Below are 23991 nucleotides of genomic sequence, written 5' to 3' on the forward strand. Positions count from 1 at the left end.
ACGTCAGCTCACGTCTCGAACTTCGTTGTCGGTGTCCACGTCTTCGATGACCGGCCACCCACCTGCGCGCAGCCTTTCGGTGACACGATCGACGTCGTCCTCGGACGGCTCCTCGTTGAGGATTCCCTCGATGATGGCGCGGATGGTGTCGTAGTCGACATGGCGGTCCGGCACTTCGTGTGCCGACTCGATGGACATCGAAACGACCTGCTCGATCTCCTCGTCGGTCAGACGACGACGGAGAACGGCGAGCAGCGCAAAATGATCCTTGTCCGGGATGCCCTCGGGATACCCGGCACGCAGCCAGTCGAGCACGCTGCGCAATGAATACTTGCTCAAATCCTCGGCCTCATTTTCGTTTCGGTGGTTTCAGTGGTGTGCCGCGACGACCACTCAGAAGACGTGGATTCCGAACGTGCTGGCCAAGAAGTTCTTCATCAACAACAGTATTCCGGCGAAGATCGTGACGAGCACGACCGCAAAACAGAGGTACGCACCCATTTTACCCAGGGTGGACGGTCCTTCGGTGCCGTCGGCGTTCGGCAGACTCAGCGACTTGAGGCCGAAGGCGAAGATCGCCGGCAGTCCGGCTCCGAAGAGCAGTCCGACTGCCACTACCTGCCAGAGCGAATCGAGGGTATCGGTGAGTAGATGCATTCTCTTGCGCCCCTTTCAGGAGTTGCGAGTGGGTTCGGTGGACGGAGTGGGATCAGCAGTCGGAATCTCGCGAGCCGTCGCATCCGGATTCTCGTCCCATTCGGCGGTCACGTTGGCGGCGTCTACGGGTTCCTTACGCGAACGCAGGTACATGAAGATCGCGAACGCGATGAGGGCAGCGAAGACGACGAGAACGCCGGCCAGGCCGCCGATCAGATGCGCGAGTGCCCAGCAGATGGCGCCGACCACTGCGGCCGACGGCAAGGTGATCAACCAGGCGGCGGCCATCCGGCCTGCGACGCCCCAGCGGACCTCGGCGCCCTTGCGCCCGATGCCGGTACCGAGGATCGATCCGGTGGCGACGTGGGTGGTCGAGAGGGGGAGTCCGAGGTGGCTCGACGTGAGAATGATGGCGGCGGACGACGCTTCGGCTGCCAGACCCTGCGGCGCGGCGATCTCGACAAGGCCCTTGCCCAGGGTGCGGATGATGCGCCAACCGCCCAGGTAGGTGCCGAGAGCGATCGCGACGGCACAGGTGAACTTCACCCAGAACGGCATCTCGGTCTCGGCGGTGATGGTGCCGTGAGCGACCAGGGCCAAAAAGATGACGCCCATAGTCTTCTGGGCGTCATTGGTGCCGTGCGCAAGTGAGATCAATGAGGCGGTGCCGATCTGGCCGAAACGGAAACCGCGCTCACGCTCGTCTTCCTTGACGGATGCGGTGATTCGGTACACGAGCTTGGTACCGACGCCTGCGACCAGGGCCGCGACGACCGGCGCGAGGATCGCGGGGACGACGACCTTGGTCAGAACTCCACCCCACTCGACGCCGCCCATACCGATGGAGGCGATTGCGGCGCCGATCAATCCGCCGAACAGTGCGTGTGAGGAGCTCGACGGCAATCCGAGCAGCCAGGTCGCCAGATTCCAGATGATTCCGCCGACGAGACCGGCGAAGACGATCAGCAGCAGATCCTGCCCACTGACCGCACCGAGGTTGACGACGCCTTTGGCTACCGTCGCGGCGACCTCGACGGACAGGAACGCCCCGACCAGGTTCAGGATCGCGGAAAGTGTGACCGCAACTTTGGGCTTGAGTGCTCCGGTCGCGATGGAGGTGGCCATTGCGTTACCGGTGTCGTGAAAACCATTCGTGAAATCGAACGCGAGGGCGGTGACAACTACCACCAGGAGGATTACGAGCTCTGCGGTCACAACGTGAATTGTGCGTATCGAACGCGTAAAAGTACAGCGAACGGGATGCGAACAGGGGCTCCGCGGAGTACGTCCCCGCGCGTGGGCTGCGGCGCTGCCGTTCGCGATGTGTTCAGCGCCACGAAATCGGAACCCTGTGTGGGACCTCACTTTTTGGTCTCACTCACCGGGAAGGCACATTCGGACCGTTTTAAACGCTGATTACCTACGGGCACCGAGCGCACCGGAACAGGGGTTTCACCCCTGTTTCTCGGTGTCTGTCAGTGAGAAGGAGAGCTCCGACCGTGAAGCCCAACAAGTCCACGAAGCTGATCGTGGCACTCGCCGCGACCGCCGTTCTGGCGTCAGCCTGCGCATCGAATCGTGGTGACGATCCCTACGCCGTCGCTGTCGGCGGACCCGGCGTCAGCGCAGACCTTGCGTCGAGCACATCCGACGCGAAGTTCGGCACCCTCGATTCGCCCTGTGGTGAAGGCGACGCCACCGGCGCAACCGATCAAGGCGTCAGCGACACCGAGATCAAGATCGGGTTCGGTGACGACCGCGGTTATGTGAAGTCTCCTGGACTGAACAAGGAAATGAGCGATGCGGTGAACGCGCTCATCTCTTGGTGCAACGATCAGGGCGGCATCAACGGCCGCAAGGTTGTCGGTACCGACTACGACGCCGCGATGACGCAGGCCAACTCAGTCATGCAGGAAGCGTGCGCGAGCCAGTTCATGATGGTCGGCTACGGCTTCGCGATGGATCAGACCGCCGAGCAGACGCGTGTCGCGTGCAACCTGGTGTCCGTGCCAGGCTTCACCGTGTCACCCGACGCAGCCAACGGACCGATGACATTCCAGGGTGTCCCGTTCCCGGTCGACTACGCGAACGGTTCGCAGTGGTTCCAGATGGCCGAGATGCACCCCGATCTGGTGAACGACTTCGACGTCGTCAACAGCACGATGCCCACGATCATCAGCTCCACCACGAAGATTCGCTCGATCGCCGAGGCTGCGGGCTTCAAGCTCAAGGATTGCGGCGTCACACTCAACTACGAGGGGGAATCGAGCTATGTGCCGTTCGCCGAGAAGTACAAGGAGTGCGGCGCGAAGGGGATCTGGACGTCACGATCGGCAAGCCCGTCGGAGCTGAACTTCGTGAAGGCCCTCGACCAGGTCGGGATCGATCCCATCTTCTTCGGTGAAGCCACCTGGTACGGCGCGACCGTCTCCGATTGGAACAAGGACACCGGACTGCTCGACAACCTCAACGCGGGCATGACCTTCCAGATGCTCGAGAACGCGGACAAGGTGCCCGCAGTGAAGAAGTACGTCGATCTGGTCTCCGAGCAGGGTGGCAAGACCGCGCTCCTCGGTATGCAGGCGGCGTCGTCCTTCCTGCTGTGGGCGGCCGCCGCGGACGAGTGCGGTAGCGATCTGACGCGTCAGTGCATGGTGAACGAACTCTCGAACATTCACGAGTGGGACGGCGGCGGATTGCACGCCGTCACCGATCCCGGCAAGAACATGCCGGCCACCTGCGGACTCATGACCTCGTTGAAGGGCAGTAGCTACGCGCAGGCGTTCCCGTCCACCGCGGGCGAATTCAAGTGTGACCCCAAGTACCTCGTCGCGACCGACAAGAGCACCTGGGGGACCGAACTCGGCGCTGACCGCGTGTCGACGAAGTACCAGAACGCCAACGTCATCAAGCCGCAGTCCTGATTCTTCCGACTCGGGCGGCGAGCGCCAACCGCCGCCCGAGTCCCTAACGAGGGTTCAGCCATGAACACTTTTGTCACTTTCACGATCCTGGGCCTGGTCCTGGGGTCGGTGTACGCGATCGCCGCCTCCGGGCTGGTACTCACGTACAACACGTCAGGCATCTTCAACTTCGCGCACGGTGCACAGGCAATGCTCGGTGCGTTCATCTACTGGCAGTTGCGCTACGGCTGGGAACTTCCCACCGTCGTCGCTTTGCTGATTTCACTCGTCCTGGTCGGGCCACTGATGGGCCTCGGCCTCTACGTCCTGATCATGAAGGGTCTGCGCGATACCGCCGAGGTCACCAAAATCGTTGTGACGGTCTCGATCCTGCTCGGAATGCTCTCGATCTCGCACTGGTTCTGGCACCCCGAGACCGCTCGGACGATGCAGATGTTCTTCGGCGACCAGTCCAAGATCACGGTGTTCGGCGCGAGCATCCGCTACCACGAGTTGATCTGCATCCTCGTTGCGATCGCCATCGCCGTCGGCCTGCGCATCCTGTTCACGCGCACCCGCGCCGGTGTCGCGATGCGCGGCGTCGTCGACGATCCGGAACTGTTGCGCCTCAACGGCCACAATCCGGAGCGTCTTGCGGCCCTGTCCTGGGCGATGGGTTCGACGCTCGCAGTCCTGGCCGGCATCCTGATCACCCCGATCAGTGGCGGCACACTCGAGGCGAACATGTTGACACTCTTGGTGATCGACGCGTTTGCCGCGGCCATGTTCGGCCGGTTGCGCAGCATTCCGCGCACGTTCGTCGGCGCCGTGGTCCTCGGGCTTGCCGGTACGTACGTATTGGCGTACTTCCCGACGAGTTGGAGTTGGACATCGAATTTCCGTGTCTCCCTGCCGATGATCGCGCTGTTCGTGGTGCTGATCGTGCTCCCACAGGACCGCTTGCGTGGCGCGGTCACTCGTACTCGCGAGCGTTACCACGTGCCGAGCGTGCCCAAGGCCGTCGTCTGGGGCGTGGCACTGATCGTCATCGTCTACCTGATCCGTCTGCTGATGGTGACCTCCGCCGTCACCACACTGACCATCGGAATGACTTTCGCGATCATCGCGCTCTCGCTCACACTCCTCACCGGCTACGCGGGTGAATTGAACTTGGCGCCGGTATCTTTCGGCGCTATCGCTACCATCGTGGCCTTCCACTTCGGGATCTCCGGTTCCGGGTTGGCTGCGCACCTCAACCTGTGGGGCATCGTCGTCGGAGTCCTCGTCACCGCCGTGATCGGTGGCCTCGTCGCCCTGCCGGCGCTGCGGCTCAGAGGGCTGTATCTCGCGCTGGCAACCATGGCCTTCGGAGTGTTCCTCTCCAACATGGTCCTTCGCGACACCACCGAACACGAGATGTTCGGCATGAAGTACTCGCTGTTCAAGGACGGGAACATCGCCCTCCCTCCGCTGAAGATCGGTCCGCTCGATCTGAGCAACGAGACGGTGTTCCTGATGACCGTGACCGCGCTGTTCTCGATACTCGGCGTCGGCGTCATCGCGTTGCGTAACAGCGGCTACGGGCGCCGACTCGCGGCGATGAAGGACAGCCCGGCCGGTTCGGCCATGCTCGGACAGAGCCTGGTTCGGCTCAAGCTCAGCGTCTTCATGATCTCTTCGGGGATCGCCGGTCTCGGCGGCATTCTGATGTCGAGCGCCATGGGGTCCGTCTCGGGCGAGAGCTTTGCCATCATGGTCAGCCTCTCGCTGCTCATGCTGACCGTCGTCGCGGGTATCGGATACGTCACCGGCGCCCTGTTCGGTGGACTGATGGCTGGAATCGGGTTTGCGGTCATCATGGTCTCGTTCACCAATCTGGCTTCGGCGCAACCGGAGTTGGAGGGAATGTGGCTGCTCTTCGGCAACATCGCGGCAGTCAGCCCGGCACTGATCGGCATCGGCGTCGGCGCGAACCCCAGCGGAACGGTCCACAGCGTGATCGAGGGCTACCGACGGCTCGCCGGTGCCAAGCCTGTTCTGATCGGCGGCGCCGCAGTCGTTCTGCTGACCTACGTCCTCGCTCTGACCGGTGTACTCGGCAACTGGTGGTTCGCGTCCATCACGATCGCGGTGGTGTTCATGCTGCCGGTGATCGGTGAGATGGTCATGCCCAGCGCGGTTCTCACTCCGGAGGAACTGGCCGCCAAAGCGACAGTCGTTCCCGAGGACATCGGGATCGATGTCCCCTACAGCCCCGAGATCCGTGACGAGATCGACCGCGAACTGGGGATTCCTCAGTACCAGGGTGGCTCGCCGAAGGAGTTGACCGTCCATGTCTGATACACCACTTCTCGAAACGCGCGGTGTGAGCGTTCGTTTCGGTGGACACGTCGCGGTCAAGGACGTTTCGCTCACCGTGCAACCCGGCACCGTGACAGGACTCATCGGACCGAACGGTGCCGGCAAGACGACGCTCTTCAACACCATCACCGGGCTGCAGAAACCCACCTCCGGTCAGGTGTTCCTCGGCGGCGTCGACGTGACGAAGCTACCGCCGCACAAGCGGGCAGGTCGCGGGCTGGCACGTACCTTCCAGCGGCTCGAACTGTTCGTCTCGCTGTCGGTGCGTGACAACCTGCGCGTCGCCGGAGACATCCACAAGGCGAACGGCCGCAACAAGATCGACGTGGACAGCGAGACGGATCGTCTGCTGGAGCTGACCGGGCTGACGGATGTCGCGGACAAGGACGTCGCGGACATCCCCACCGGACGCGCCCGCGTCGTCGAAGTTGCACGGGCGCTCATGACCGACCCGCGAGTGCTGCTGCTCGACGAACCGGCCTCGGGTCAGACCGAGCAGGAAACCGAGGTCTTTGCCGAGATGCTCACCGAACTTGCTGCGGGTGGACTCGGAATCTGTCTGGTGGAGCACGACATCCCGCTGGTGATGAAAGTGTGCTCGACCATCCACGTGCTCGACTACGGCGCAGTCCTCGCCTCGGGTGAACCGGAGAAGATCCGGACGGATCCGGAAGTGATCGCGGCCTACATCGGGACCGAGGAGGAGGCGGTATGACTTCAGCGAAAATTGGCGAGGCGAAAATCGACGAGGGTATACGCAGCCCCGACCGCGCCGAACCGTTGCTCGAACTGTCCGGTGTCCGCGCCGGTTACGGATCCATCGAAGTTCTGCACGGGGTGGACCTGATTCTGGAACCGGGCGCCGTGGTGGCGCTACTCGGACCCAACGGTGGCGGCAAGACGTCGACGCTCAAGATCTGCTCGGGCGTCCTTCCGGTCACCCGCGGCGAGTTCCGGCTCGCGGGCCAGGTCGTGAACGGAGTCGAGCCTTCGGAGTTGGCTCGGCTGGGGGTCTGCTCCATCCCCGAAGGACGCGGGATCTTCGCCAACCTCACTGTGCGGGAAAACCTGTGGATCGCCACCGGAACGGGCGTCGGGCTGGCCGAACTCGAAGAGGTTGCGTACGGCAGGTTCCCGATCCTGGGGGAGCGGCGCGGACAGTTGGCCGGATCGATGTCCGGTGGTGAGCAGCAGATGCTGGCGCTGTCACGGGCACTCGGCACTCACCCGACGGTGCTCCTGCTCGACGAGCTGTCGATGGGTCTCGCACCTCGAATCGTCTCGCAGATGTACGACGTCGTCGGCTCGCTTGCAGCCGAAGGCATTTCCATTCTCGTCGCCGAGCAGTTCGCGCGAGCGGTGCTGCCCATCGCGACGTCGGCCGCACTGATGTTGCAGGGACGCGTCGTCAAGACCGGCGATCCACACGACATCGAAAACGAACTTTCTACCAGTTATCTAGGAGGATGACGATGACTACTCTCGCCGAAGATCGCCGTGAGGAATTCAAGAAGAACATCGCAGAGTTGAAGCTGGACAAGAAGCAGGCAGGCGGCGACGCGGCGACGCGCATCGCGGGCCTGGTGCTCATGGTCGTCGGAGTGGTCGGCGCCTTCGTCGTCTACATCTCTTCGCTGACGCTCTCGGACCTGCGGGATCTGGTGTCGTACCAGATCCTCACCGTGGTTTTCCTCGCCCTGACAGTGGTCGGTGCCGCTCTCTTCCTGGCCGCATCGGTGGCAAAGGTGCTGCGGCTGTGGCTGGTTCGCCAACTGCTCGAGGGCCAGGCACAGACAGATCAGATCTCGCAGGCGTTGAGCACGCGCAACTGATCTTTGTGAAGAACCGAAAGATGCCCGCCACGAAAGTCGTGGCGGGCATCTGTCATTGCTCGGCTACAGCGGTGTCTCGGCTACAGCGGTGTCTCGACTACGCGGACGGTGGCCGGGAATCGCGTCGGATGGGATGGTCCTCCGGGATCTGCACCATCACGATCGGTGTCCCGTCCGGGTCGGCGATCCACATCTCGTGTAGACCCCACGGTTCCTGTCTTGCCTCGCGCGCGATCTTGACCCCGGCGAGAACCAGTTCGGTCTGAACGGCAGTGAGGTCCCGGACCTGCAGCCAGATCGCGCCGCGAAAGCCGCCCTCGCCGGTGCCGCCGTGCGCAGCGACTTCGATCAGCCCTTGGCCGGCGAAGAAGACTGTGCCGCCGGGATATTCACGAGCGATCGCCAGACCGAGGGTGTCTCGGTAGAAGCTCAGCGTTCGTTCGTACTCGCTCGGGCGCAAAATCGTCCGACTGCTCAGAATCTCCACGTCCGACCTCCCTCTCGCACCTACTGTGTCAGAAATACCAGGGATATGGTGACCAGTCGGGATCACGCTTTTCGAGGAACGAGTCACGACCCTCGACGGCCTCGTCGGTCATGTACGCCAAACGTGTTGCCTCACCGGCGAACAGCTGCTGGCCGACCAACCCGTCGTCCTGCAGGTTGAACGCGTACTTGAGCATCCGCTGTGCCTGCGGCGACTTGCCGTTGATCTTGCCGGCCCAGTCGATCGCGACGTTTTCGAGTTCCGCGTGGTCGACAACCTTGTTGACCGCGCCCATCTGATGCATTTCCTCGGCGGTGTACGTCTCACCCAGGAAGAAGATCTCGCGAGCGAACTTCTGGCCCACCATCTTTGCCAGATAGGCGCTGCCGTAGCCGCCGTCGAAGCTTCCGACGTCGGCGTCGGTCTGCTTGAACCGTGCGTGCTCGCGGCTGGCGAGCGTCAGGTCGCACACCACGTGCAGGCTGTGGCCGCCGCCCGCAGCCCAGCCGTTGACCAGGCAGATCACGACCTTCGGCATGAAGCGGATCAGGCGCTGGACCTCGAGGATGTGCAGGCGCCCGGCGCGTGCTTTGTCGACGGTGTCCGCCGTTTCACCTTCGGCGTACTGGTAGCCGCTGCGACCACGGATGCGCTGGTCTCCGCCGGAGCAGAACGCCCAACCGCCGTCCTTCTCGCTGGGTCCGTTGCCGGTCAGGAGCACCGCTCCCACGTCGGAGGTCATCCGGGCGTGATCGAGCGCGCGGTACAACTCGTCGACGGTGTGCGGGCGGAACGCATTACGCACTTCCGGTCGGTCGAAGGCGACGCGAACGGTGCCTTGACTGACGTGCCGGTGGTAGGTGATGTCGGTGAGGTTCTCGAATCCGGGGACAGGGCGCCAGAGCTGCGGGTTGAAGGTCACCTGAGCCACGATAGAGGCACGGCTCGCGCGTCTAACGGATACCTGAGGTAGAACACGTTCCCGGGCGCGCTAACGTGCAGGTCATGAGCGAACAAACCGCAGACGGCACGGAGATCGTCACAGACGGTGAGAAGCGGGGCGGATTTCCACGGTTCCGGCACACTCCCGCAGGTCCGGACTTCGGCCGCTTCGTCGAAGCGATGCGCAGGTTGCAGGACCTTGCCGTCTCGACCAATGTTCCCGACGACGTACTCGCAGACATCGCTACGCAAGCCGAAGAGCTTGCCGATCGGTTGACTCCGTACGAGGTCCCGGAAGGCAAGTCGCCCGCAGGCTCGAACATCCAACTGCCCGGACGCGGCAGCCTCCTCATGCTCCCGTGGATGGTCGAGAAGTTCGACACCGAAGGAGTCCGCAGTACCGGCGTCTTCCGTCGCTACCACCTGGGCGGCAACGGCGCCGCTCACGGCGGTGTCCTGCCCTTGCTGTTCGACGACGTCTTCGGGATGACGGTCCACGCGGGTGGCCGTCCGATCTCCCGCACCGGCTACCTCCACATCAATTACCGCGCGATCACTCCGCTCAATCAACAACTGGTGATCGAGGGGCAGGTGGATCGGGTCGAGGGTCGCAAGACTTTTGTCAGCGCGCGCCTGACCGATCTCGACGGCAAGCTCCTCGCCGACGGTGAGGCGCTCATGATCGAACTGCTTCCGGGACAGCCCTGACATGTTCCCCTCGTTCGACGATCTGATCGCGGACGCCGTGGTGCTCGCACTACCGATGCGAGTTCGCTTTCGCGGCATCACGACTCGTGAGGCCCTGCTCGTTCGCGGCCCGGCCGGGTGGGGAGAATTCGCCCCGTTCGTGGAGTACGACGACGACGAGGCGTCGCAGTGGCTGCTCGCCGGGATCGAGGCGGCGTGGCTGGGTCCGCCGCCGGCGCTTCGTGACGCAGTTCCCGTCAACGCGACCGTGCCGGCGATCGACGCGTCTGCCGTTCCGGAATTGCTGGAGCGCTTCCCCGGCGCCCGGACAGCCAAGGTCAAGGTCGCCGAGAAGGGACAGTCGCTGGCGCAGGACGTCGCCCGGGTGAACGAGGTGCGTCGGCACATCCCGAACGTGCGCGTCGACGCCAACGGCGGGTGGAGCGTGGACGAGGCGATCACGGCCTTGCGAGCGATCACCGATGACGGTGAACTCGAATACGCCGAGCAGCCTTGTGCAAGCGTCGAGGAACTGGTCAGGGTCCGCGCCGCGGGGACCGGTGTGCGGATCGCTGCCGACGAGAGCATTCGCCGTGCCGAGGACCCGCTGCGCGTCGTACGAGCGGGCGGAGCGGACGTCGCCGTCGTGAAGGTGCCGCCGCTGGGCGGAATGCGTGCTGTGGTGGCGCTGTCGGCGCAGCTGGCGGACTACGGGGTGCCGGTGGTGGTCTCGAGCGCTCTGGACACGGCTGTGGGGATGTCCGCGGGACTGGCGGCCGCGGCAGCCTTGCCCACCCTTCCGTTTGCCTGCGGACTCGGTACCGGCGGCCTGTTCGTCCGGGATGTCGCGGTCACCGGGGCAGCTGTCGACGGTGCTTTGTCGGTGGGTGCCGTCGAGCCTGATCCGGTTCTGCTCGAGACGCTGGCCGCGCCCGCGGACCGGCGCGACTGGTGGTTGGTGAGGGCCAGGCGCTGCCATCGGATACTCGGCAGTAGGGACCAGCCGAATTTCGTATAGTCTCGGGCGCGACCTGATGAACATCAGTGAAGAATGAAGGGATCGAAAGTGGTTGCAGCTCTGAACGAAACCCTGCTCGAGGAATCACGGGTTCCCGCGGTCGTCGCGGACGTGCAGACCTTGATCGACGCAGAGGTTTCGGATAAGTCGGGGGCCTCAGGGCTGGCTCTCAAGGGTGGCTACGGCGCGGTCAAGAAGGTGAGCCCGTCCATCGTGCCGGACGCCGTCACCGCGCTTCTGCCGGCTTTCGTGGCAAAGCTCGAGCCGTACTGGCAGGAATTCTCGGCTTCCGGCGAAGGCAGCTTCGCCGATTTCATCAGCGCCCGCGGTGACGCGGTTGCCGATTCCCTCCTCGAGGTGACGGACGAGCGTATCGAGGGCAGCGACAAGGCCGTCGTCAAGTCGATGTACTCGAAGCTGCGCGGTTCGGCGAAGAAGCATGTGACTGCAGCTCTGCCGCGTCTGGGCGATGTGATCCAGAAGCACGCTGCATAAGCGAACGTAAAACGACGAGTGGCCCGGGAGTTTCTCTCGGGCCACTCGTCGTTTTCGGTGCGTTTGTCAGTGAGCCGAATGTCCGTGGCGCCAGAAGCCGGTGAAGGTGATGTCGGTTTTGGCGAACTTCCGGTCGTTCACGAGGTGCCGACGCAGCCCGGTGGTGAGTGCCTGTTCGCCGGCGACAAAGGTGTACGACGGCCCCTCGGGCAGTTCGGCGGCGCGGACGGTCTCGAGGGTCAGAACACCCGGCGTCGCGTGTTCGTCCTCGCGAACGAGCCAATGCACGTTGACGTTCGCCAACTCCGGAATGTCTTGCTTGTCTTCGATGTTCGGAATCTCGACGAAGACCTCGGCACGCAGGTCTGCGGGCGCGGATTCCAGAATGCCGATGATCGCGGGAAGTGCACTCTCGTCGCCGACGAGCAGTTGCCACTTGGCCTCGGGTGTGGGGTTGTAGATGCAGCCTTCGTCCAAGAGAGCGACCTCGTCGCCGGCCGACGCGGTGTCCGCCCACGCGGATGCCGGGCCGATGTCGCCATGATAAGCGAAGTCGATGTCGATCTCCGTGGTCTCGCCGAAGAGACCGGATCCGGCGGCACGGTAGGCGCGAATCGTGTAGTTGCGCACGACGGGTCGCGTGTCCTTGGACATCAACAGGTACTGCGCATACCAGAGATTGCTGGCCGCGCTCGGCAACCGGAGTTCACTCTGGCCGACCTGCGGGATGAACATGCGGAACCACTGATCGGCACCCATCGGAGCGATGGTGGACAGCTCTTCGCCGGCAATGGTCACCCGGATGAAGCTGGGGCTGATTCGTTTGTTCGCCACGACCTGCGCCGACACGATGCTGCGTGAGGCCGGTTTCACGAACTTGGCGCGCTTGGCCATGACTGGTTGCTCCCTGATTATCTGTTACTCGTACCTAATCAGGTAACCCTAACCTGATTTACGGTCGCTGTGGAGTGGTGGGTCTGTCCTTTTCGACGACTTCGGGAGGAAGACCCCACTGCGCTCGGCCAAGTCGGCTCATCGGTGCGATTGCCGCGAAGTCCGGTAGGCCGTCGTCGGCGACAGCCTCGGGACGTACGGCGACCGCCACCACATTTCCCATCACGACAAATGAATTACCGACCTCGATGACCTGGTGGAGCGTGCATTCGATGGCGATCGGGGAGTCGGCGACCCGTACGGGGCGAACCCGCTCGCTCGGCTCGCTACGGATGTTCAACTCGAGAAACTCGTCGGCCTCGGCGTCGTAGAAGGCGGAACTCTGGTTCACCACGTCGGCAAGCCTGGCAGTCGCCAGGTTGATCACGAATTCGCCGGTCGCTTCGATGTTGCGCAGACTGTCCTTGCGTCCGACCGACGTGAACTGCACGATCGGCGGCGCCGAACTTGCCACGGTGAAAAAGCTGTACGGAGCCAGATTGCCGACGCCGTCCGCCGACAGCGTGGACACCCAGGCAATCGGCCGGGGGACCACCGAAGCGGTGAGTAACTGATAGAACCGGCGGGGTTCGAGCTCGGCTGGATCGAAGAGTGTGCGCACCCACACATAATGCCGCTGTCCCCGCCCCTGGGCATGCTTGCGCCCGAACATCTGACACTCTTGAAGGCGTGAATCCGTCCACTGCACAAGCCACAGCCGTCGTCGACGAACTGGTTCGTGGTGGCGTGCGTGAAGTCGTGCTGTGTCCAGGCTCTCGCAACGCGCCCCTCGCATTCGCCCTCCAGGCCGCCGATCTCGACGGCCGGTTGCGTCTGCACATGCGGATCGACGAGCGGACAGCAGGCTTTCTGGCACTCGGACTGGCAATCGCCGGGAAACGACCGGTCCCCATCGTGATGACTTCCGGGACCGCCGTCGCGAATCTCGGACCCGCTGTCCTCGAGGCCAACTACGCGCGAGTGCCGCTGGTGGTCCTGAGCGCCAACCGGCCGTACGAGATGCTCGGCACCGGCGCCAACCAGACCGTCGAGCAACTCGGGCTCTTCGGCAGTCAAGTCCGCGCAACCATCAGCCTGGGCCTGGCGGAGGACGATTCGACGCAGAACAGCCAGTGGCGCTCGGCGGTCTGCCGGGTCCTCGCCGCTGCCCGCGGAACCAGATCCGGAAACGCGGGTCCGGTGCATTTCGATATCCCGCTCCGTGAGCCGCTGGTGCCGGACGTTCACGTCCAGGGACCGGTTCCGGAGGGCCGTCCCGGCGGTGCGGCCTGGACCACCACCCAGAATGCGACGCTCGACGTTCCCGTCGATCTGGATCTCACCGCAGATACGGTGGTCATTTCCGGACACGGCAGCGCACTTCGGCCTGAGCTGGCCGGCCTGCCGACCGTGGCCGAGCCGACGGCTCCGATGCACGGGATCGCACTGCATCCACTCGCGCTATCGCAACTCAAGCCCAAGCAGGCGATCATCACCGGCCGCCCGACGTTGCATCGTCAGGTCTCGAAGGTGCTGGCCGACCCGGGCGTCGACGTCTACGCGCTGACTACCGGGCCGCGCTGGCCGGACGTATCCGGCAACGTACTCGCCACCGGAACCAGAGCAGTGGTCACCGGGACTCCCGATCCCGCCTGGATCGCTCGATGCGCCGCGCTGACCGAACACGCCGAAACTGCCGTCCGCAAGCAACTCGACGCCCACCCCAAGGCCACCGGCCTGCACGTGGCAGCTGCTGTCATGGATGCTCTCGCGGACGGCGACCAGCTTCTGCTCGGCGCATCCAACCCTGTTCGCGACGCGGCCCTCGTGAGCTATCCCAAGCCCGCCGTACGGGTGCTGTCGAATCGCGGCGTCGCAGGTATCGACGGCACCGTCTCGGCGGCGGTCGGTGCTGCGTTGGCGTACGACGGCGGCCGGACCGTCGCTCTCATGGGCGACCTGACCTTCCTGCACGACGCGTCCGGGCTGCTGATCGGGACCGGTGAGCCGAGGCCGAGCGACCTCACCATCGTCGTCGCCAACGACGACGGCGGCGGTATCTTCGAGCTCCTCGAACAAGGCGACCCGCAGTACGCCGGCGTCTTCGAGCGAGTGTTCGGAACACCACACGGCATGGACCTCGCTGCGCTGTGCGCGGCCTACCGCGTGCCGCACGCAGCGGTCACCGTCGACGCCCTGGCAACGACGCTGGCGCAACCGGCCAACGGCATTCGTGTGCTCGAGGTCGCGACGGATCGCAGTGGGCTGCGCGAACTCCACGCTTCCGTGCGGGCACAGCTGTGACGCAAACAGTTCTGCGTCGCCTCCGCATCGGTGTGCTGGTGGTTGCGGTCGGCATTTCCGTGCTCGCGGTGATTCTGGTTCTCGGTGCCTGGCGCAACGATCGGACCATCGAATCGAACATGGGGACCGCAACCGCCGAGGTGCTCTCGGCGGGCTCGCTACGTTCGGCGATCAGCTTCGTGACACCGGACGGCGCGAATCACAACCCTGAACTCGGCGTGCTCTACCCCACCAATCTGACTGTGGGACAGCGCATCGAGGTGGAGTACTACAAGACCGAGCCCGATTTGGTTCGGGTAGCAGGACGTAACGCGACGGTGGCACTGATCCCGGCCGGATCGGTGATCGTCGTGACGTGGCTCCTGGCCGGACCGTCGATCTGGTACCTGCGCAAGCGGGAAGCGCAGGCGGCAAGTTCGGCGCCGGTCGCCTCGAGTTAGTTCGCGCTTCGCCCGAACTTCACACGAACATGACGTGGACTTTTCCTGGCCCTGTCACCGTTCTCGGTGTGAGAGTAGCCATCGTTGCGGAGTCATTCCTGCCCAACATGAACGGCGTCACCAACTCGGTACTACGCGTGCTCGAACACCTCGATCGCACTGGCCACGACGCCATGGTCATTGCGCCGGACACTGTCGGATCCGACACCTCTGCCGCCACCGAACACGAAGGCGTTCAGGTGGTTCGGGTGCCAGCCGTCATGGTGCCCAAAGTCAGTTCACTTCCCGTCGGCCTGCCGCAACCACGATTGACCACGGCCGTGCGGACCTTCGCGCCCGACGTCGTCCATCTGGCGTCACCGTTCCTGCTCGGCGCCGGAGGAGTGGCCGTCGCCAAACGCCTCGGAATCCCCACCGTCGCGGTCTACCAGACCGACGTCGCCGGATTTGCCGAAAGCTACGGGCTCGGCGTCACCAGCCGCGCCGCGTGGGCGTGGACCCGTCGAATCCACAAGAGCTGCAACAGGACACTCGCGCCCTCCACGTCGGCAGTCGACGCCCTCGAAGAGCACGGCATTCCGCGCGTGCACCGATGGGCCCGCGGCGTCGACGCACAACGATTCGCGCCTTCGCGTCGTAGCTCGGTGTTGCGGCAGTCCTGGATCGGCGACAGCGACCGGTTGGTGGTCGGCTTCGTCGGTCGCCTCGCGCCCGAAAAGCACGTCGAACGATTGGCGGCCCTGGCCGGCGATCCCAGTGTGCAGATCGTCGTCGTCGGAGACGGCCCGGACCGCGAGAACCTACGACGACTGATGCCGGACGCGATCTTCACCGGACAACTCGGCGGTACCGCGCTGGCCGACGCCTACGCGAGCCTGGACGTATTCGTTCACCCCGGCGAGCACGAGACCTTCTGCCAGGCGGTCCAGGAAGCCCTCGCGAGCGGTGTGCCTGTCGTCGGACCGGACGCCGGCGGACCACGTGACCTGATCTCGCATTGCCGCAACGGCTACCTCCTGCCGACGGACAGGTTCACCGAACTCCTGCCAAGCGCAGTCGACGCACTTCGTCAGCGTGATCTGCGGGTGCAGTTCGGCTCCGCGGCGAGGCGCTCGGTGCTGCACCGGACCTGGCCGGCAATCTGCGAAGAGTTGCTCCGTCACTACGAGGACGTGCAGGGCCTCGGGCGGCGAACGGGTGCCAGAGCAGCCTGAACGCCCTCGCTGCCCGAGGGTTGGTAGCGTTTCGGGTGTGGCCACTACACACGGAACCCGAGCAACTCTCGAGAAGCAACCGCACGAAGTCGCGTCGATGTTCGACGACGTCGCGGAGCGATACGACCTCACCAACACCGTGCTGTCCTTCGGCCAGGACAAGGGCTGGCGCAAGGCCACCCGCGAAGCCCTCGACCTCAAGCCGGGCGAGAAGGTACTCGACCTCGCCGCCGGAACCGGAGTCTCGACCGTCGAACTGGGGCGCTCCGGTGCCTGGTGCGTCGCCACCGACTTCTCCAAGGGAATGCTCAAGGCCGGAATCTCGCGCAAAGTTCCGATGGTCGCAGGTGACGCGATGTACCTGCCCTATGCCGACAACGTGTTCGACGCCGCGACGATTTCCTTCGGCCTGCGCAACGTCTCCGACTTCGAAGCCGGACTGCGTGAGATCGCCCGCGTCACCAAGCCGGGCGGACGTCTCGTCGTCAGCGAGTTCTCGACGCCCGTCTTCGGGCCCTTCCGCACGGTCTACATGGAGTACCTGATGAAGGCGCTCCCGCAGGTCGCACGCACCGTCAGCAGCAACCCCGACGCCTACGTGTACCTCGCCGAATCGATCCGCGCCTGGCCGACCCAGGAAGAGTTGGCCCGCAAGATCGAGGCTGCCGGCTGGAAGAACGTCAAGTGGCGCAACCTCACCGGCGGCATCGTGGCGCTGCATTACGCCACTGCCTGAACTGCTGTGCGCCTTTATCAACCCCCGGCGGTTATTAAAGGCGCACAGCACTTGCTCAACCGAACAACGGTCGGGAGTCGATCTTTCTCGACGCGGCCCCCGACGCCCGCCAGGCCCTCGCCGTCAGGTCGACGTCGGCGTCGGTGACGAGGTTCCCCATCACCCGAACGGCGACCGTCATCAGTGCACGTGAGCGCATCGCAATCGGGCCCGACGCGGGCAGGAACTGCGGAACCGTCAGCAGGCCTGCGAGCCGGCGCGCGACCGAGAACGCCTGGCCGTAATGCTCCCGAAGCACGGTCGGCCACAGCTCCGTGAGGTCGTCGGCGCCGAGCTGTTCGACCACCAGACGTCCGCCTTCGAGGCCGTAGTCGATGCCCTCACCGTTGAGCGGGTTCACGCACGCTGCGGCGTCGCCGATCACGGCCCAGTTGCGTCCGGCGATGTTGGAGACGGCGCCGCCCATGGGTAGCAAAGCCGAAGCGACGGAATGTATCTCGCTGCTCCACTGCCACTCGCTTCGGCGCTGGTCGGTGTACAAGTCGAGCAAGGGACGCAGGGCACCCGGCGCCGGGCGCTTGGACGTCGCCAGTGTCCCGACGCCGATGTTCACCTCGCCGGTGCCGAGCGGGAAGATCCAGCCGTACCCCGCCTGCAACGTGCCCTCGGTGTCCCGCAGTTCCAGATGCGAGGTGATCCACGGGTCGGCGCTGCGCGGCGTCGCGACATACGCGCGTGCCGCGACGCCGTACGCGGTGTCCCGGTGCCACTGCCGTCCCAGCTTCTTGCCGAGCGTCGAGCGAACGCCGTCGGCGATGATCAGCGTCCGACAACGAAGGGTGCTTCGTCCCGAGGGGCCGGCGAGTACGACGGCGGCTACTCGATCACCGTCGAGTTCGACGTCGACGGCCTTGGTGCCCTCGACCATGACCGCGCCGGATTCGACGGCGCACCGGCGAATGGCGTCGTCGAGTTCGGTCCGAGGGATCGCACTGCCGATCGGCGGGAACGACGTCCCTGGCCACTCGAGTTCGAGTTCTTGTCCGAAGCCGGACAACCGCAGGCCCTTGTTCGTCGTATGTGACCGAACCCACTCGCCGAGGCCGAGGAGATCCAGTTCGGCCACGGCGCGCGGAGTGAGTCCATCACCACAAGTCTTGTCTCGCGGGAACACGGCAGCGTCCACCAGCACGACGTCTCGGCCGCTGCGGGCGGCCCACGCCGCGGCCGAAGAACCCGCGGGACCTGCGCCGATGACCACAATGTCGGTTTCGGTCGGAAGCGTATCGACGACGGGGGACTGCTCTTCTACGGACACACTCACATCTTCCCAGGCTCGCGATCGCCACCGTGGCGAGGCCGTCCCGAGTGCGAACCGCTAGGTTCACTACCGTGGGAACCGAGCCGTCACTGACGACAGGAATGGGTACTGACATCGTGAGCACCGAAAAGACTGCTGCCGACGCAACCGCATCGAGCACCGTCGTTGCAGGCATCGACCTGGGCGACGAACAGCTCGCCGCAGTAGTGCGTGGTGGACTCTCCGATGTCGAGGAGTTGTTGGTCAGCGAGCTGTCCGACGGAGAAGACTTCCTCACCGAGGCCGCGCTGCATCTCGCGCGAGCTGGTGGAAAGCGCTTCCGTCCGTTGTTCACGATCCTGACAGCGCAACTCGGACCGGTGCCGAACGATCCGTCGATCATCACCGCAGCGACTGTCACCGAACTCGTTCACCTGGCGACGCTCTATCACGACGACGTCATGGACGAGGCGTCCATGCGGCGCGGAGCACCCAGCGCCAACGCCCGCTGGGGAAACAGTGTGGCGATCCTGGCCGGCGACTATCTGTTCGCGCACGCATCACGACTGGTGTCGACGCTCGGACCCGAGGCCGTTCGGATCATCGCCGAAACGTTCGCCGAACTGGTCACCGGCCAGATGCGCGAGACGATCGGTGTCAAGAAGGAGCAGGATCCGGTCGAGCACTACCTCAAGGTCGTGTGGGAGAAGACCGGTTCGCTGATCGCTGCTTCGGGACGCTTCGGCGGCACCTTCTCCGGCGCCGACGCAGCTCACATCGAGCGCCTCGAGCGCCTGGGTGACGCCGTCGGCACCGCGTTCCAGATCTCCGACGACATCATCGACATCTCGTCCGTCTCGGCGCAGTCCGGCAAGACGCCCGGCACCGACCTGCGCGAGGGTGTCCACACCCTGCCCGTCCTGTACGCGTTCCGCGAAGAAGGAGCCGACGCAGATCGCCTACGGGAGCTGCTCGCGGGCCCGGTCACCGAAGATGCCCTGGTAGAAGAAGCTCTCGAACTGCTCGAGCGTTCGCCGGGCATGGTCAAGGCGAAGGCAAAGCTGGGCGAGTATGCCGTCGCGGCGAAAGCTCAGTTGGCTGAGCTCCCGCAGGGACCGGCCAACGAAGCGCTCGTGCGTCTCGTCGATTACACGATCGAACGAGTCGGCTGACACCTCGGCGAATCGGGGCTACCGGGTGGAAACCCCGACAGTCACTGGGTGGGAACCCTGATGACCCTGTCCTTCGTTGACTGAACAGAACCGGTGCATACACCGGGGAGTTCGGGTGAGCCTTCGGCTCCAGCGAGGCAAGAGGTGAGCGGTTTGCACGGCTACGCGAACGGTGCGAAGACATTCGGCTTGTTGGTGGGGATGTCGGCGCTGATCGTCTTCATCGGCTCGCTGTTCAACAGCCCGTTCCTTCTGTGGGGATCCGTTCTGTTTGCCGTCGGCATGAATGCCTACGTGTACTTCAACAGCGACAAGCTGGCGCTTCGATCGATGCGCGCCCAGCCCATCACCGAGGTCGAGGCACCGGCGATCTACCGGATCGTGCGCGAACTCGCCACGACGGCGCACCAACCGATGCCCAGGCTGTACGTCAGCCCCACGAACGCCCCGAACGCGTTTGCCACCGGTCGTAGCCCTCGGCACGCCGCGGTGTGCGTGACCAGCGGCATCATGCAGATCCTGAACGAACGCGAACTGCGTGCCGTGCTCGGGCACGAACTCTCCCACGTCTACAACCGGGACATTTTGATCTCGTCCGTGGCCGGCGCGATGGCCAGCGTCATCTCTGGCCTGGCCAACTTCGCGATGTACGCGAGCATCTTCGGCGGCCGAGGGAACGGGCAGGGAAGCAATCCGATCGCGCTGCTGCTCGTCTCCCTGCTGGGACCGATCGCAGCAACCGTGGTCAAGCTGGCCGTCTCGCGCTCTCGCGAGTACCAGGCGGATCAATCGGGAGCCGAGCTCACCGGTGACCCGCTGGCGTTGGCGTCGGCGCTGCGCAAGCTCGAGTCGGGCGTGGCAGCCGCGCCGTTGCCGCCTGAGCCCAAGCTCGCGGCGCAGTCACACCTGATGATCGCCAACCCCTTCAGAGCGGGGGACAAGGTGAGCAAGCTGTTCTCGACGCATCCGCCCATGGCGGATCGTATCGAGCGTTTGGAGAAGATGGCGGGGATGTAGGGGCCTTCGGCCCCTGTGAGCCTTTCTGGTCGTCGGAACTACCAAAAAGGCGCACAGGGGCGCAGCCCCTACTACCGGTAGTTCACGAACTGCAGGGCGATCCCGAAGTCCTCACCCTTGAGCAGGGAGATGACGCCCTGGAGGTCGTCGCGCTTCTTGCTGCTCACACGAAGTTCCTCACCCTGGATCTGCGCCTTGACGCCCTTGGGGCCCTCGTCGCGAATCTTCTTGGTGATCTTCTTCGCGTTCTCGCTGCTGATGCCCTGGACCAAGGTTCCGGACAGCTTGTAGATCTTTCCGGACTGCGCCGGCTCGCCGGCATCGAATGCCTTCAGCGAGATGTCGCGACGGATCAACTTCTCCTTGAACACGTCGAGGGCGGCCAGCAGTCGCTCCTCGGTGTCGGCGTTCAACGTGATCGTCTCTTCACCAGACCACTCGATCGACGCTCCCGTGTTTCGGAAGTCGAAACGCGTGGTCAACTCCTTGGCAGCCTGATGCAGGGCGTTGTCCACCTCTTGACGGTCAACCTTGCTCACCACGTCGAAGGACGAATCAGCCACTTCACACTCCCGCTTTCCGGTAGTTCACGAACATCGAGTTCCGCCCACCTTCCATACCGGTGGACACCTCGACGTTATCGGGTCGGCACCGCCCGTTACCACCCGGTTTGCAAAATGGGGGTGTGTTCGTTGTATTCTTCTCACCGCACCGAGGAAGCCGTTTTCGGCCGCCGCACGTCGCGATATACTTGCGAATGCGCCGGATCGAAGCCTGGTGCAAGCACGGCAGATTGCCCGAGCGGCCAATGGGAGCGGACTGTAAATCCGTCGGCTTATGCCTACGTAGGTTCGAATCCTACATCTGCCACACCAAGTCAGCCCCGATTCTCTTCGCGAGAGTCGGGGCTGACTTTTTTTGTGCGTGTACCGAGGTCGAGCGCGCGTTGGCGACGCAGGCGCCGGCTTCGGCTCAGGGGTGTCGGGGGCTCAGGGGCCTCGGGATGGGCACCGGGGGATGGTTTCAGGGGGAGTGCAGGGTCGAGCTGGTTCCCGCAAAGCCCTCGCCAGCGGCCCCGATCGGTGCAACAATGGGCTCCGGCACCATTTTTGCCCCGATGACCAGCGGATTTGGTGCTGGCGCTCGTTCGTGTGTAATCTTTCGGAGGCTTCAAGAGAGCGGCAACGCACTCCTGAGCCACGCCCCCTTAGCTCAGTCGGTAGAGCGTTTCCATGGTAAGGAAAAGGTCAACGGTTCGATTCCGTTAGGGGGCTCGCTGGATTGTGGTGCCGTGCTTTCCGCGCGACACTCGACACCGAGGCGGTGTAGCTCAGTTGGTAGAGCAAACGACTCATAATCGTTGCGTCGCCGGTTCAAGTCCGGTCACCGCTACACAATATGCATGATCCACCCTGATTGCTCGTAATCAGATACACCCGAAAGAAGGCATCCCGTGGCCTCCTCGACCGACGTTCGGCCCAAGATCACCTTGGCCTGCGAGGTATGCAAGCACCGCAACTACATCACCAAGAAGAATCGGCGCAACGACCCCGATCGCCTGGAGCTCAAGAAGTTCTGCCCCAACTGCGGAACCCACCAGTCGCATCGCGAGTCGAAGTAGTAAGTCCTTAACAGGACGACGATTTTCGCGGAAGACCCTCTCTGGGCCTGCGTCTTCGGGTCCTAGCTAGAAGAGAGTCTCACCGCGTGACAGATTTGCAAGAGAACCAGGCAGCGGCCGAGGTCCCTACGGACCCGGCCGCTCATGCCGTCCAGATGGTCGGTCACCACTATCGTGTCGAAGACTTCTACGAGGTCGGACGCGAGAAGGTACGCGAGTTCGCTCGCGCCGTCCAGGACGCCCATCCCGCGCACTACGACGAGACGGCAGCCAAGGGCCTCGGATATGACGGCCTGATCGCTCCCATCACGTTCGTCGCCATCGTGGGTGCCATTGCTCAGCGACGTCTGTTCGAAGAGATCGTCACAGGCTACGACCTGAGTCAGATTCTTCAGACCGATCAGCGCTTGGTGCTGCACAAGCCCATGCAGGTCGGTGACCGACTCTTCTGCGACGTCTTCCTGGATTCGTTCAGGCAGGCCGCAGGTAGCGACATCATCGTGACCAAGAACATCATCACCGATCAGAACGACGAAGCCGTCGTCACCACGTGGACGACGCTTGTTGCTCGAACGGGTGGGGAAGTGGACGAGAACATCGCCCACGCAGTCAAGGACGTGATGATGCATGTCGCTTCGTAAATTTTCCGATGTGAGTGTCGGCGAACTTCTCCCCGAGAAGTCCGTCACCCTGACGCGTGGAAACCTCGCCAACTACGCGGGTGTTTCGGGAGATCCCAATCCGATTCACTTCAGTGACGAGGTCGCACGACTTGCCGGCTTGCCGGACGTCGTCGCGCACGGCATGCTCTCCATGGGCATCGGTGCCGGCTACGTCACCGAATGGCTGGGAGATCCGGGCGCAGTGACCGAGTACAACGTACGGTTCACGAGCCCGGTGATCGTGGCAGCCGACAAGGCTGCCGAGATCGAGTTCACCGCCAAGGTGAAGTCGATCGACGAAGAAAGCAAGACCGCAGTACTGGCAATTGTGGCCAAGTCCGAAGGTAAGAAGATCTTCGGTCGTGCCACTGCCACGGTCCGTCTAGCCTGATCGCAGGGCGGATTGTGTTTGTTCCGGGGCTTTGAAGTACACTGAGATTTCTGGGATTCCTCAGCGCTGCGCGCTGCCCTGAATGTTGCAAGACATTCACCTCGGGTAGCGCGTATGTTGTGTGATCGCAGAACGGTTGATTCAGGCAGGATCTACCTGTCGAGGTCAACCAAAGGGGCGTAGCTCAACTGGCAGAGCAGCGGTCTCCAAAACCGCAGGTTGCAGGTTCAAGTCCTGTCGCCCCTGCCCCCGGATGCCAGCGACTGAGAGGAACGACGTGAGCGAGGAGCGCGCCAAGCGCGACGCCGACACTTCGGATGCGGAGACTTCACCGTCTGCCGATTCGACCGGTGTCGACGACACTGCAGCTGACGCGACTACGCGTTCCGATCTTTCGTTGGACAAGGACGGTGCCGAAAAGGCTCCCTCCGCATCCACTGGGGTTTCCAACAAGCCGACCGGCAAGCGCGCTGCACGCGGCGCCTCGGTCAGCGCGTCCACCGTGAAGACTCCGGCCCGGACGGCATCCCGGACATCTTCGGCCAAGCCGACTGCAACGAACCCCGGCAAGAAGCCCAAGGCGAAGAAGGACAACATCTTCAAGCGCCTGCGCAAATTCTTCCGCGAGGTCATCGCAGAACTCCGTAAGGTCATCTGGCCGAACCGCAAGCAGATGATCACCTACACCAGCGTCGTGCTGACGTTCGTGGTCTTCATGGTCGCTTTCATCAGCGGCGTCGATATCGCTGTGATCAAGGGTGTCACCTGGCTGTTCGGCTGATCGCCGTAGCAGTCGGGCGTCTTTGCCTGCGAGCGCGA

Annotated in this window: 27 protein-coding genes and 4 tRNA genes; 22 read left to right on the forward strand and 9 right to left on the reverse strand. The window is 63.8% G+C overall.

Features of this window, described 5'->3' with window-relative positions:
* Positions 1–3: 3 nt before the first annotated feature.
* Genes ACVZUB_RS08405 through ACVZUB_RS08415 form a run of 3 tightly spaced genes read right to left on the reverse strand, consistent with a single transcriptional unit; the run spans position 4 to position 1872 of the window.
* Entirely contained in the window at positions 4–339 is a 336-nt protein-coding gene (locus ACVZUB_RS08405; protein WP_003941853.1) for a DUF3349 domain-containing protein, read from the reverse strand.
* A gap of 54 nt (positions 340–393) precedes the next feature.
* A complete protein-coding gene (locus ACVZUB_RS08410; protein ID WP_003942079.1) occupies positions 394–657 on the reverse strand; it encodes a hypothetical protein in 264 nt (87 codons plus the stop codon).
* Between the two features lie 15 nt (positions 658–672).
* The gene (locus tag ACVZUB_RS08415; protein ID WP_007728486.1) at positions 673–1872 is read right to left on the reverse strand and encodes an inorganic phosphate transporter; all 1200 of its coding nucleotides are present in this window, start codon (positions 1870–1872) and stop codon (positions 673–675) included.
* A 284-nt stretch (positions 1873–2156) separates the two neighbouring features.
* Between ACVZUB_RS08415 and ACVZUB_RS08420 the strand changes: the two genes are divergently transcribed.
* The 5 genes from ACVZUB_RS08420 to ACVZUB_RS08440 are packed head-to-tail and all read left to right on the forward strand — an operon-like array spanning position 2157 to position 7753.
* Positions 2157–3581 (forward strand): ABC transporter substrate-binding protein, encoded by a 1425-nt coding sequence (locus ACVZUB_RS08420; protein ID WP_063314760.1) that lies wholly within the window; start codon positions 2157–2159, stop codon positions 3579–3581.
* 60 nt (positions 3582–3641) lie between these two features.
* A complete protein-coding gene (locus ACVZUB_RS08425; protein ID WP_482628289.1) occupies positions 3642–5900 on the forward strand; it encodes an ABC transporter permease in 2259 nt (752 codons plus the stop codon).
* Positions 5893–6636 carry an ABC transporter ATP-binding protein gene (locus tag ACVZUB_RS08430; RefSeq protein ID WP_063314758.1) on the forward strand — a complete coding sequence of 248 codons (744 nt, stop codon included), beginning with the start codon at positions 5893–5895 and terminating at the stop codon, positions 6634–6636. Before ACVZUB_RS08425 ends, ACVZUB_RS08430 begins: the two co-directional genes overlap by 8 nt.
* Positions 6633–7391, forward strand: a complete 759-nt coding sequence (locus tag ACVZUB_RS08435; protein ID WP_003941866.1) for an ABC transporter ATP-binding protein — start codon at positions 6633–6635, stop codon at positions 7389–7391. The genes ACVZUB_RS08430 and ACVZUB_RS08435 overlap by 4 nt, the downstream gene beginning before the upstream one ends.
* Positions 7392–7393: 2 nt before the next feature.
* Positions 7394–7753, forward strand: coding sequence for a hypothetical protein (locus ACVZUB_RS08440; protein ID WP_003942018.1), 360 nt, complete (start codon positions 7394–7396; stop codon positions 7751–7753).
* Between the two features lie 97 nt (positions 7754–7850).
* Here ACVZUB_RS08440 and ACVZUB_RS08445 read toward each other — a convergent pair whose 3' ends face one another.
* Both ACVZUB_RS08445 and ACVZUB_RS08450 read right to left on the reverse strand, forming a co-directional pair.
* Positions 7851–8240 (reverse strand): VOC family protein, encoded by a 390-nt coding sequence (locus ACVZUB_RS08445; protein ID WP_003941917.1) that lies wholly within the window; start codon positions 8238–8240, stop codon positions 7851–7853.
* Positions 8241–8268: 28 nt separating this feature from the next.
* Positions 8269–9162 (reverse strand): 1,4-dihydroxy-2-naphthoyl-CoA synthase, encoded by an 894-nt coding sequence (locus tag ACVZUB_RS08450; protein WP_024487301.1) that lies wholly within the window; start codon positions 9160–9162, stop codon positions 8269–8271.
* Positions 9163–9245: 83 nt separating this feature from the next.
* Here ACVZUB_RS08450 and ACVZUB_RS08455 point away from each other — a divergent pair, with 83 nt between their 5' ends.
* Genes ACVZUB_RS08455 through ACVZUB_RS08465 form a run of 3 tightly spaced genes read left to right on the forward strand, consistent with a single transcriptional unit; the run spans position 9246 to position 11382 of the window.
* Positions 9246–9890: a PaaI family thioesterase gene (locus tag ACVZUB_RS08455; protein WP_037129937.1), complete on the forward strand. Its 645-nt coding sequence runs from the start codon at positions 9246–9248 to the stop codon at positions 9888–9890.
* Between the two features lies 1 nt (position 9891).
* Positions 9892–10887 carry an o-succinylbenzoate synthase gene (locus ACVZUB_RS08460; RefSeq protein WP_482628290.1) on the forward strand — a complete coding sequence of 332 codons (996 nt, stop codon included), beginning with the start codon at positions 9892–9894 and terminating at the stop codon, positions 10885–10887.
* Between the two features lie 48 nt (positions 10888–10935).
* The gene (locus ACVZUB_RS08465; RefSeq protein WP_003941973.1) at positions 10936–11382 is read left to right on the forward strand and encodes a DUF6918 family protein; all 447 of its coding nucleotides are present in this window, start codon (positions 10936–10938) and stop codon (positions 11380–11382) included.
* Positions 11383–11448: 66 nt separating this feature from the next.
* Here the strand turns inward: ACVZUB_RS08465 and ACVZUB_RS08470 are convergent, their stop codons facing one another.
* Both ACVZUB_RS08470 and ACVZUB_RS08475 read right to left on the reverse strand, forming a co-directional pair.
* Entirely contained in the window at positions 11449–12276 is an 828-nt protein-coding gene (locus ACVZUB_RS08470; protein WP_042453072.1) for a siderophore-interacting protein, read from the reverse strand.
* A 58-nt stretch (positions 12277–12334) separates the two neighbouring features.
* Positions 12335–12937 (reverse strand): flavin reductase family protein, encoded by a 603-nt coding sequence (locus ACVZUB_RS08475; protein ID WP_039972961.1) that lies wholly within the window; start codon positions 12935–12937, stop codon positions 12335–12337.
* 68 nt (positions 12938–13005) lie between these two features.
* On the opposite strand from ACVZUB_RS08475, the gene menD reads away from it, so the two are divergent.
* From menD to ACVZUB_RS08495, 4 genes are all read left to right on the forward strand, one after another.
* Positions 13006–14619 carry a 2-succinyl-5-enolpyruvyl-6-hydroxy-3-cyclohexene-1-carboxylic-acid synthase gene (gene menD, locus ACVZUB_RS08480; protein ID WP_058038142.1) on the forward strand — a complete coding sequence of 538 codons (1614 nt, stop codon included), beginning with the start codon at positions 13006–13008 and terminating at the stop codon, positions 14617–14619.
* Positions 14616–15059, forward strand: a complete 444-nt coding sequence (locus tag ACVZUB_RS08485; protein WP_042453078.1) for a DUF3592 domain-containing protein — start codon at positions 14616–14618, stop codon at positions 15057–15059. Before menD ends, ACVZUB_RS08485 begins: the two co-directional genes overlap by 4 nt.
* Before the next feature lie 68 nt (positions 15060–15127).
* A complete protein-coding gene (locus tag ACVZUB_RS08490; RefSeq protein WP_197523597.1) occupies positions 15128–16273 on the forward strand; it encodes a glycosyltransferase family 4 protein in 1146 nt (381 codons plus the stop codon).
* A gap of 37 nt (positions 16274–16310) precedes the next feature.
* Complete coding sequence (locus tag ACVZUB_RS08495) at positions 16311–17009, forward strand: demethylmenaquinone methyltransferase (RefSeq protein WP_003941879.1); 699 nt, start codon at positions 16311–16313, stop codon at positions 17007–17009.
* 55 nt (positions 17010–17064) lie between these two features.
* Here the strand turns inward: ACVZUB_RS08495 and ACVZUB_RS08500 are convergent, their stop codons facing one another.
* A complete protein-coding gene (locus ACVZUB_RS08500) occupies positions 17065–18327 on the reverse strand; it encodes a geranylgeranyl reductase family protein (protein WP_482628526.1) in 1263 nt (420 codons plus the stop codon).
* A gap of 104 nt (positions 18328–18431) precedes the next feature.
* Between ACVZUB_RS08500 and ACVZUB_RS08505 the strand changes: the two genes are divergently transcribed.
* Positions 18432–19481 carry a polyprenyl synthetase family protein gene (locus ACVZUB_RS08505; protein ID WP_037129929.1) on the forward strand — a complete coding sequence of 350 codons (1050 nt, stop codon included), beginning with the start codon at positions 18432–18434 and terminating at the stop codon, positions 19479–19481.
* 153 nt (positions 19482–19634) lie between these two features.
* Entirely contained in the window at positions 19635–20498 is an 864-nt protein-coding gene (htpX, locus tag ACVZUB_RS08510) for a zinc metalloprotease HtpX (protein ID WP_007728460.1), read from the forward strand.
* 71 nt (positions 20499–20569) lie between these two features.
* Here htpX and ACVZUB_RS08515 read toward each other — a convergent pair whose 3' ends face one another.
* The gene (locus ACVZUB_RS08515; RefSeq protein WP_003941854.1) at positions 20570–21061 is read right to left on the reverse strand and encodes a YajQ family cyclic di-GMP-binding protein; all 492 of its coding nucleotides are present in this window, start codon (positions 21059–21061) and stop codon (positions 20570–20572) included.
* A 224-nt stretch (positions 21062–21285) separates the two neighbouring features.
* On the opposite strand from ACVZUB_RS08515, the gene ACVZUB_RS08520 reads away from it, so the two are divergent.
* The 8 genes from ACVZUB_RS08520 (at position 21286) to secE (ending at position 23953) form a co-directional block, all read left to right on the forward strand.
* Positions 21286–21368: transfer RNA gene (locus ACVZUB_RS08520), tRNA-Tyr, on the forward strand.
* A gap of 331 nt (positions 21369–21699) precedes the next feature.
* Positions 21700–21772 (forward strand) — tRNA-Thr (locus ACVZUB_RS08525).
* A gap of 45 nt (positions 21773–21817) precedes the next feature.
* A tRNA-Met gene (locus ACVZUB_RS08530) sits at positions 21818–21890 on the forward strand.
* Between the two features lie 61 nt (positions 21891–21951).
* Positions 21952–22119: a 50S ribosomal protein L33 gene (rpmG, locus tag ACVZUB_RS08535; protein WP_003941903.1), complete on the forward strand. Its 168-nt coding sequence runs from the start codon at positions 21952–21954 to the stop codon at positions 22117–22119.
* A gap of 86 nt (positions 22120–22205) precedes the next feature.
* On the forward strand, positions 22206–22760 hold the full coding sequence (gene hadA / locus ACVZUB_RS08540; RefSeq protein ID WP_007728457.1) for a (3R)-hydroxyacyl-ACP dehydratase subunit HadA: 555 nt from the start codon (positions 22206–22208) through the stop codon (positions 22758–22760).
* On the forward strand, positions 22747–23172 hold the full coding sequence (gene hadB / locus ACVZUB_RS08545) for a (3R)-hydroxyacyl-ACP dehydratase subunit HadB (RefSeq protein WP_003941909.1): 426 nt from the start codon (positions 22747–22749) through the stop codon (positions 23170–23172). The genes hadA and hadB overlap by 14 nt, the downstream gene beginning before the upstream one ends.
* A 173-nt stretch (positions 23173–23345) precedes the next feature.
* Positions 23346–23418: transfer RNA gene (locus ACVZUB_RS08550), tRNA-Trp, on the forward strand.
* A 31-nt stretch (positions 23419–23449) separates the two neighbouring features.
* Positions 23450–23953 carry a preprotein translocase subunit SecE gene (gene secE, locus ACVZUB_RS08555; RefSeq protein ID WP_007728455.1) on the forward strand — a complete coding sequence of 168 codons (504 nt, stop codon included), beginning with the start codon at positions 23450–23452 and terminating at the stop codon, positions 23951–23953.
* The last annotated feature ends 38 nt before the right edge of the window (positions 23954–23991 follow it).

The sequence above is a fragment of the Rhodococcus sp. OS5 genome, assembly GCF_056837585.1.

Bases quoted from the DNA above. Each gene is read 5' to 3' on its own strand.
- ACVZUB_RS08410 (WP_003942079.1), bottom strand. From the start codon at position 657: ATGCATCTACTCACCGATACCCTCGATTCGCTCTGGCAGGTAGTGGCA.
- ACVZUB_RS08425 (WP_482628289.1), top strand. From the start codon at position 3,642: ATGAACACTTTTGTCACTTTCACGATCCTGGGCCTGGTCCTGGGGTCG.
- ACVZUB_RS08430 (WP_063314758.1), top strand. From the start codon at position 5,893: ATGTCTGATACACCACTTCTCGAAACGCGCGGTGTGAGCGTTCGTTTC.
- ACVZUB_RS08435 (WP_003941866.1), top strand. From the start codon at position 6,633: ATGACTTCAGCGAAAATTGGCGAGGCGAAAATCGACGAGGGTATACGC.
- ACVZUB_RS08440 (WP_003942018.1), top strand. From the start codon at position 7,394: ATGACTACTCTCGCCGAAGATCGCCGTGAGGAATTCAAGAAGAACATC.
- ACVZUB_RS08455 (WP_037129937.1), top strand. From the start codon at position 9,246: ATGAGCGAACAAACCGCAGACGGCACGGAGATCGTCACAGACGGTGAG.
- ACVZUB_RS08460 (WP_482628290.1), top strand. From the start codon at position 9,892: ATGTTCCCCTCGTTCGACGATCTGATCGCGGACGCCGTGGTGCTCGCA.
- ACVZUB_RS08470 (WP_042453072.1), bottom strand. From the start codon at position 12,276: ATGGCCAAGCGCGCCAAGTTCGTGAAACCGGCCTCACGCAGCATCGTG.
- ACVZUB_RS08505 (WP_037129929.1), top strand. From the start codon at position 18,432: ATGGGTACTGACATCGTGAGCACCGAAAAGACTGCTGCCGACGCAACC.
- hadB (WP_003941909.1), top strand. From the start codon at position 22,747: ATGTCGCTTCGTAAATTTTCCGATGTGAGTGTCGGCGAACTTCTCCCC.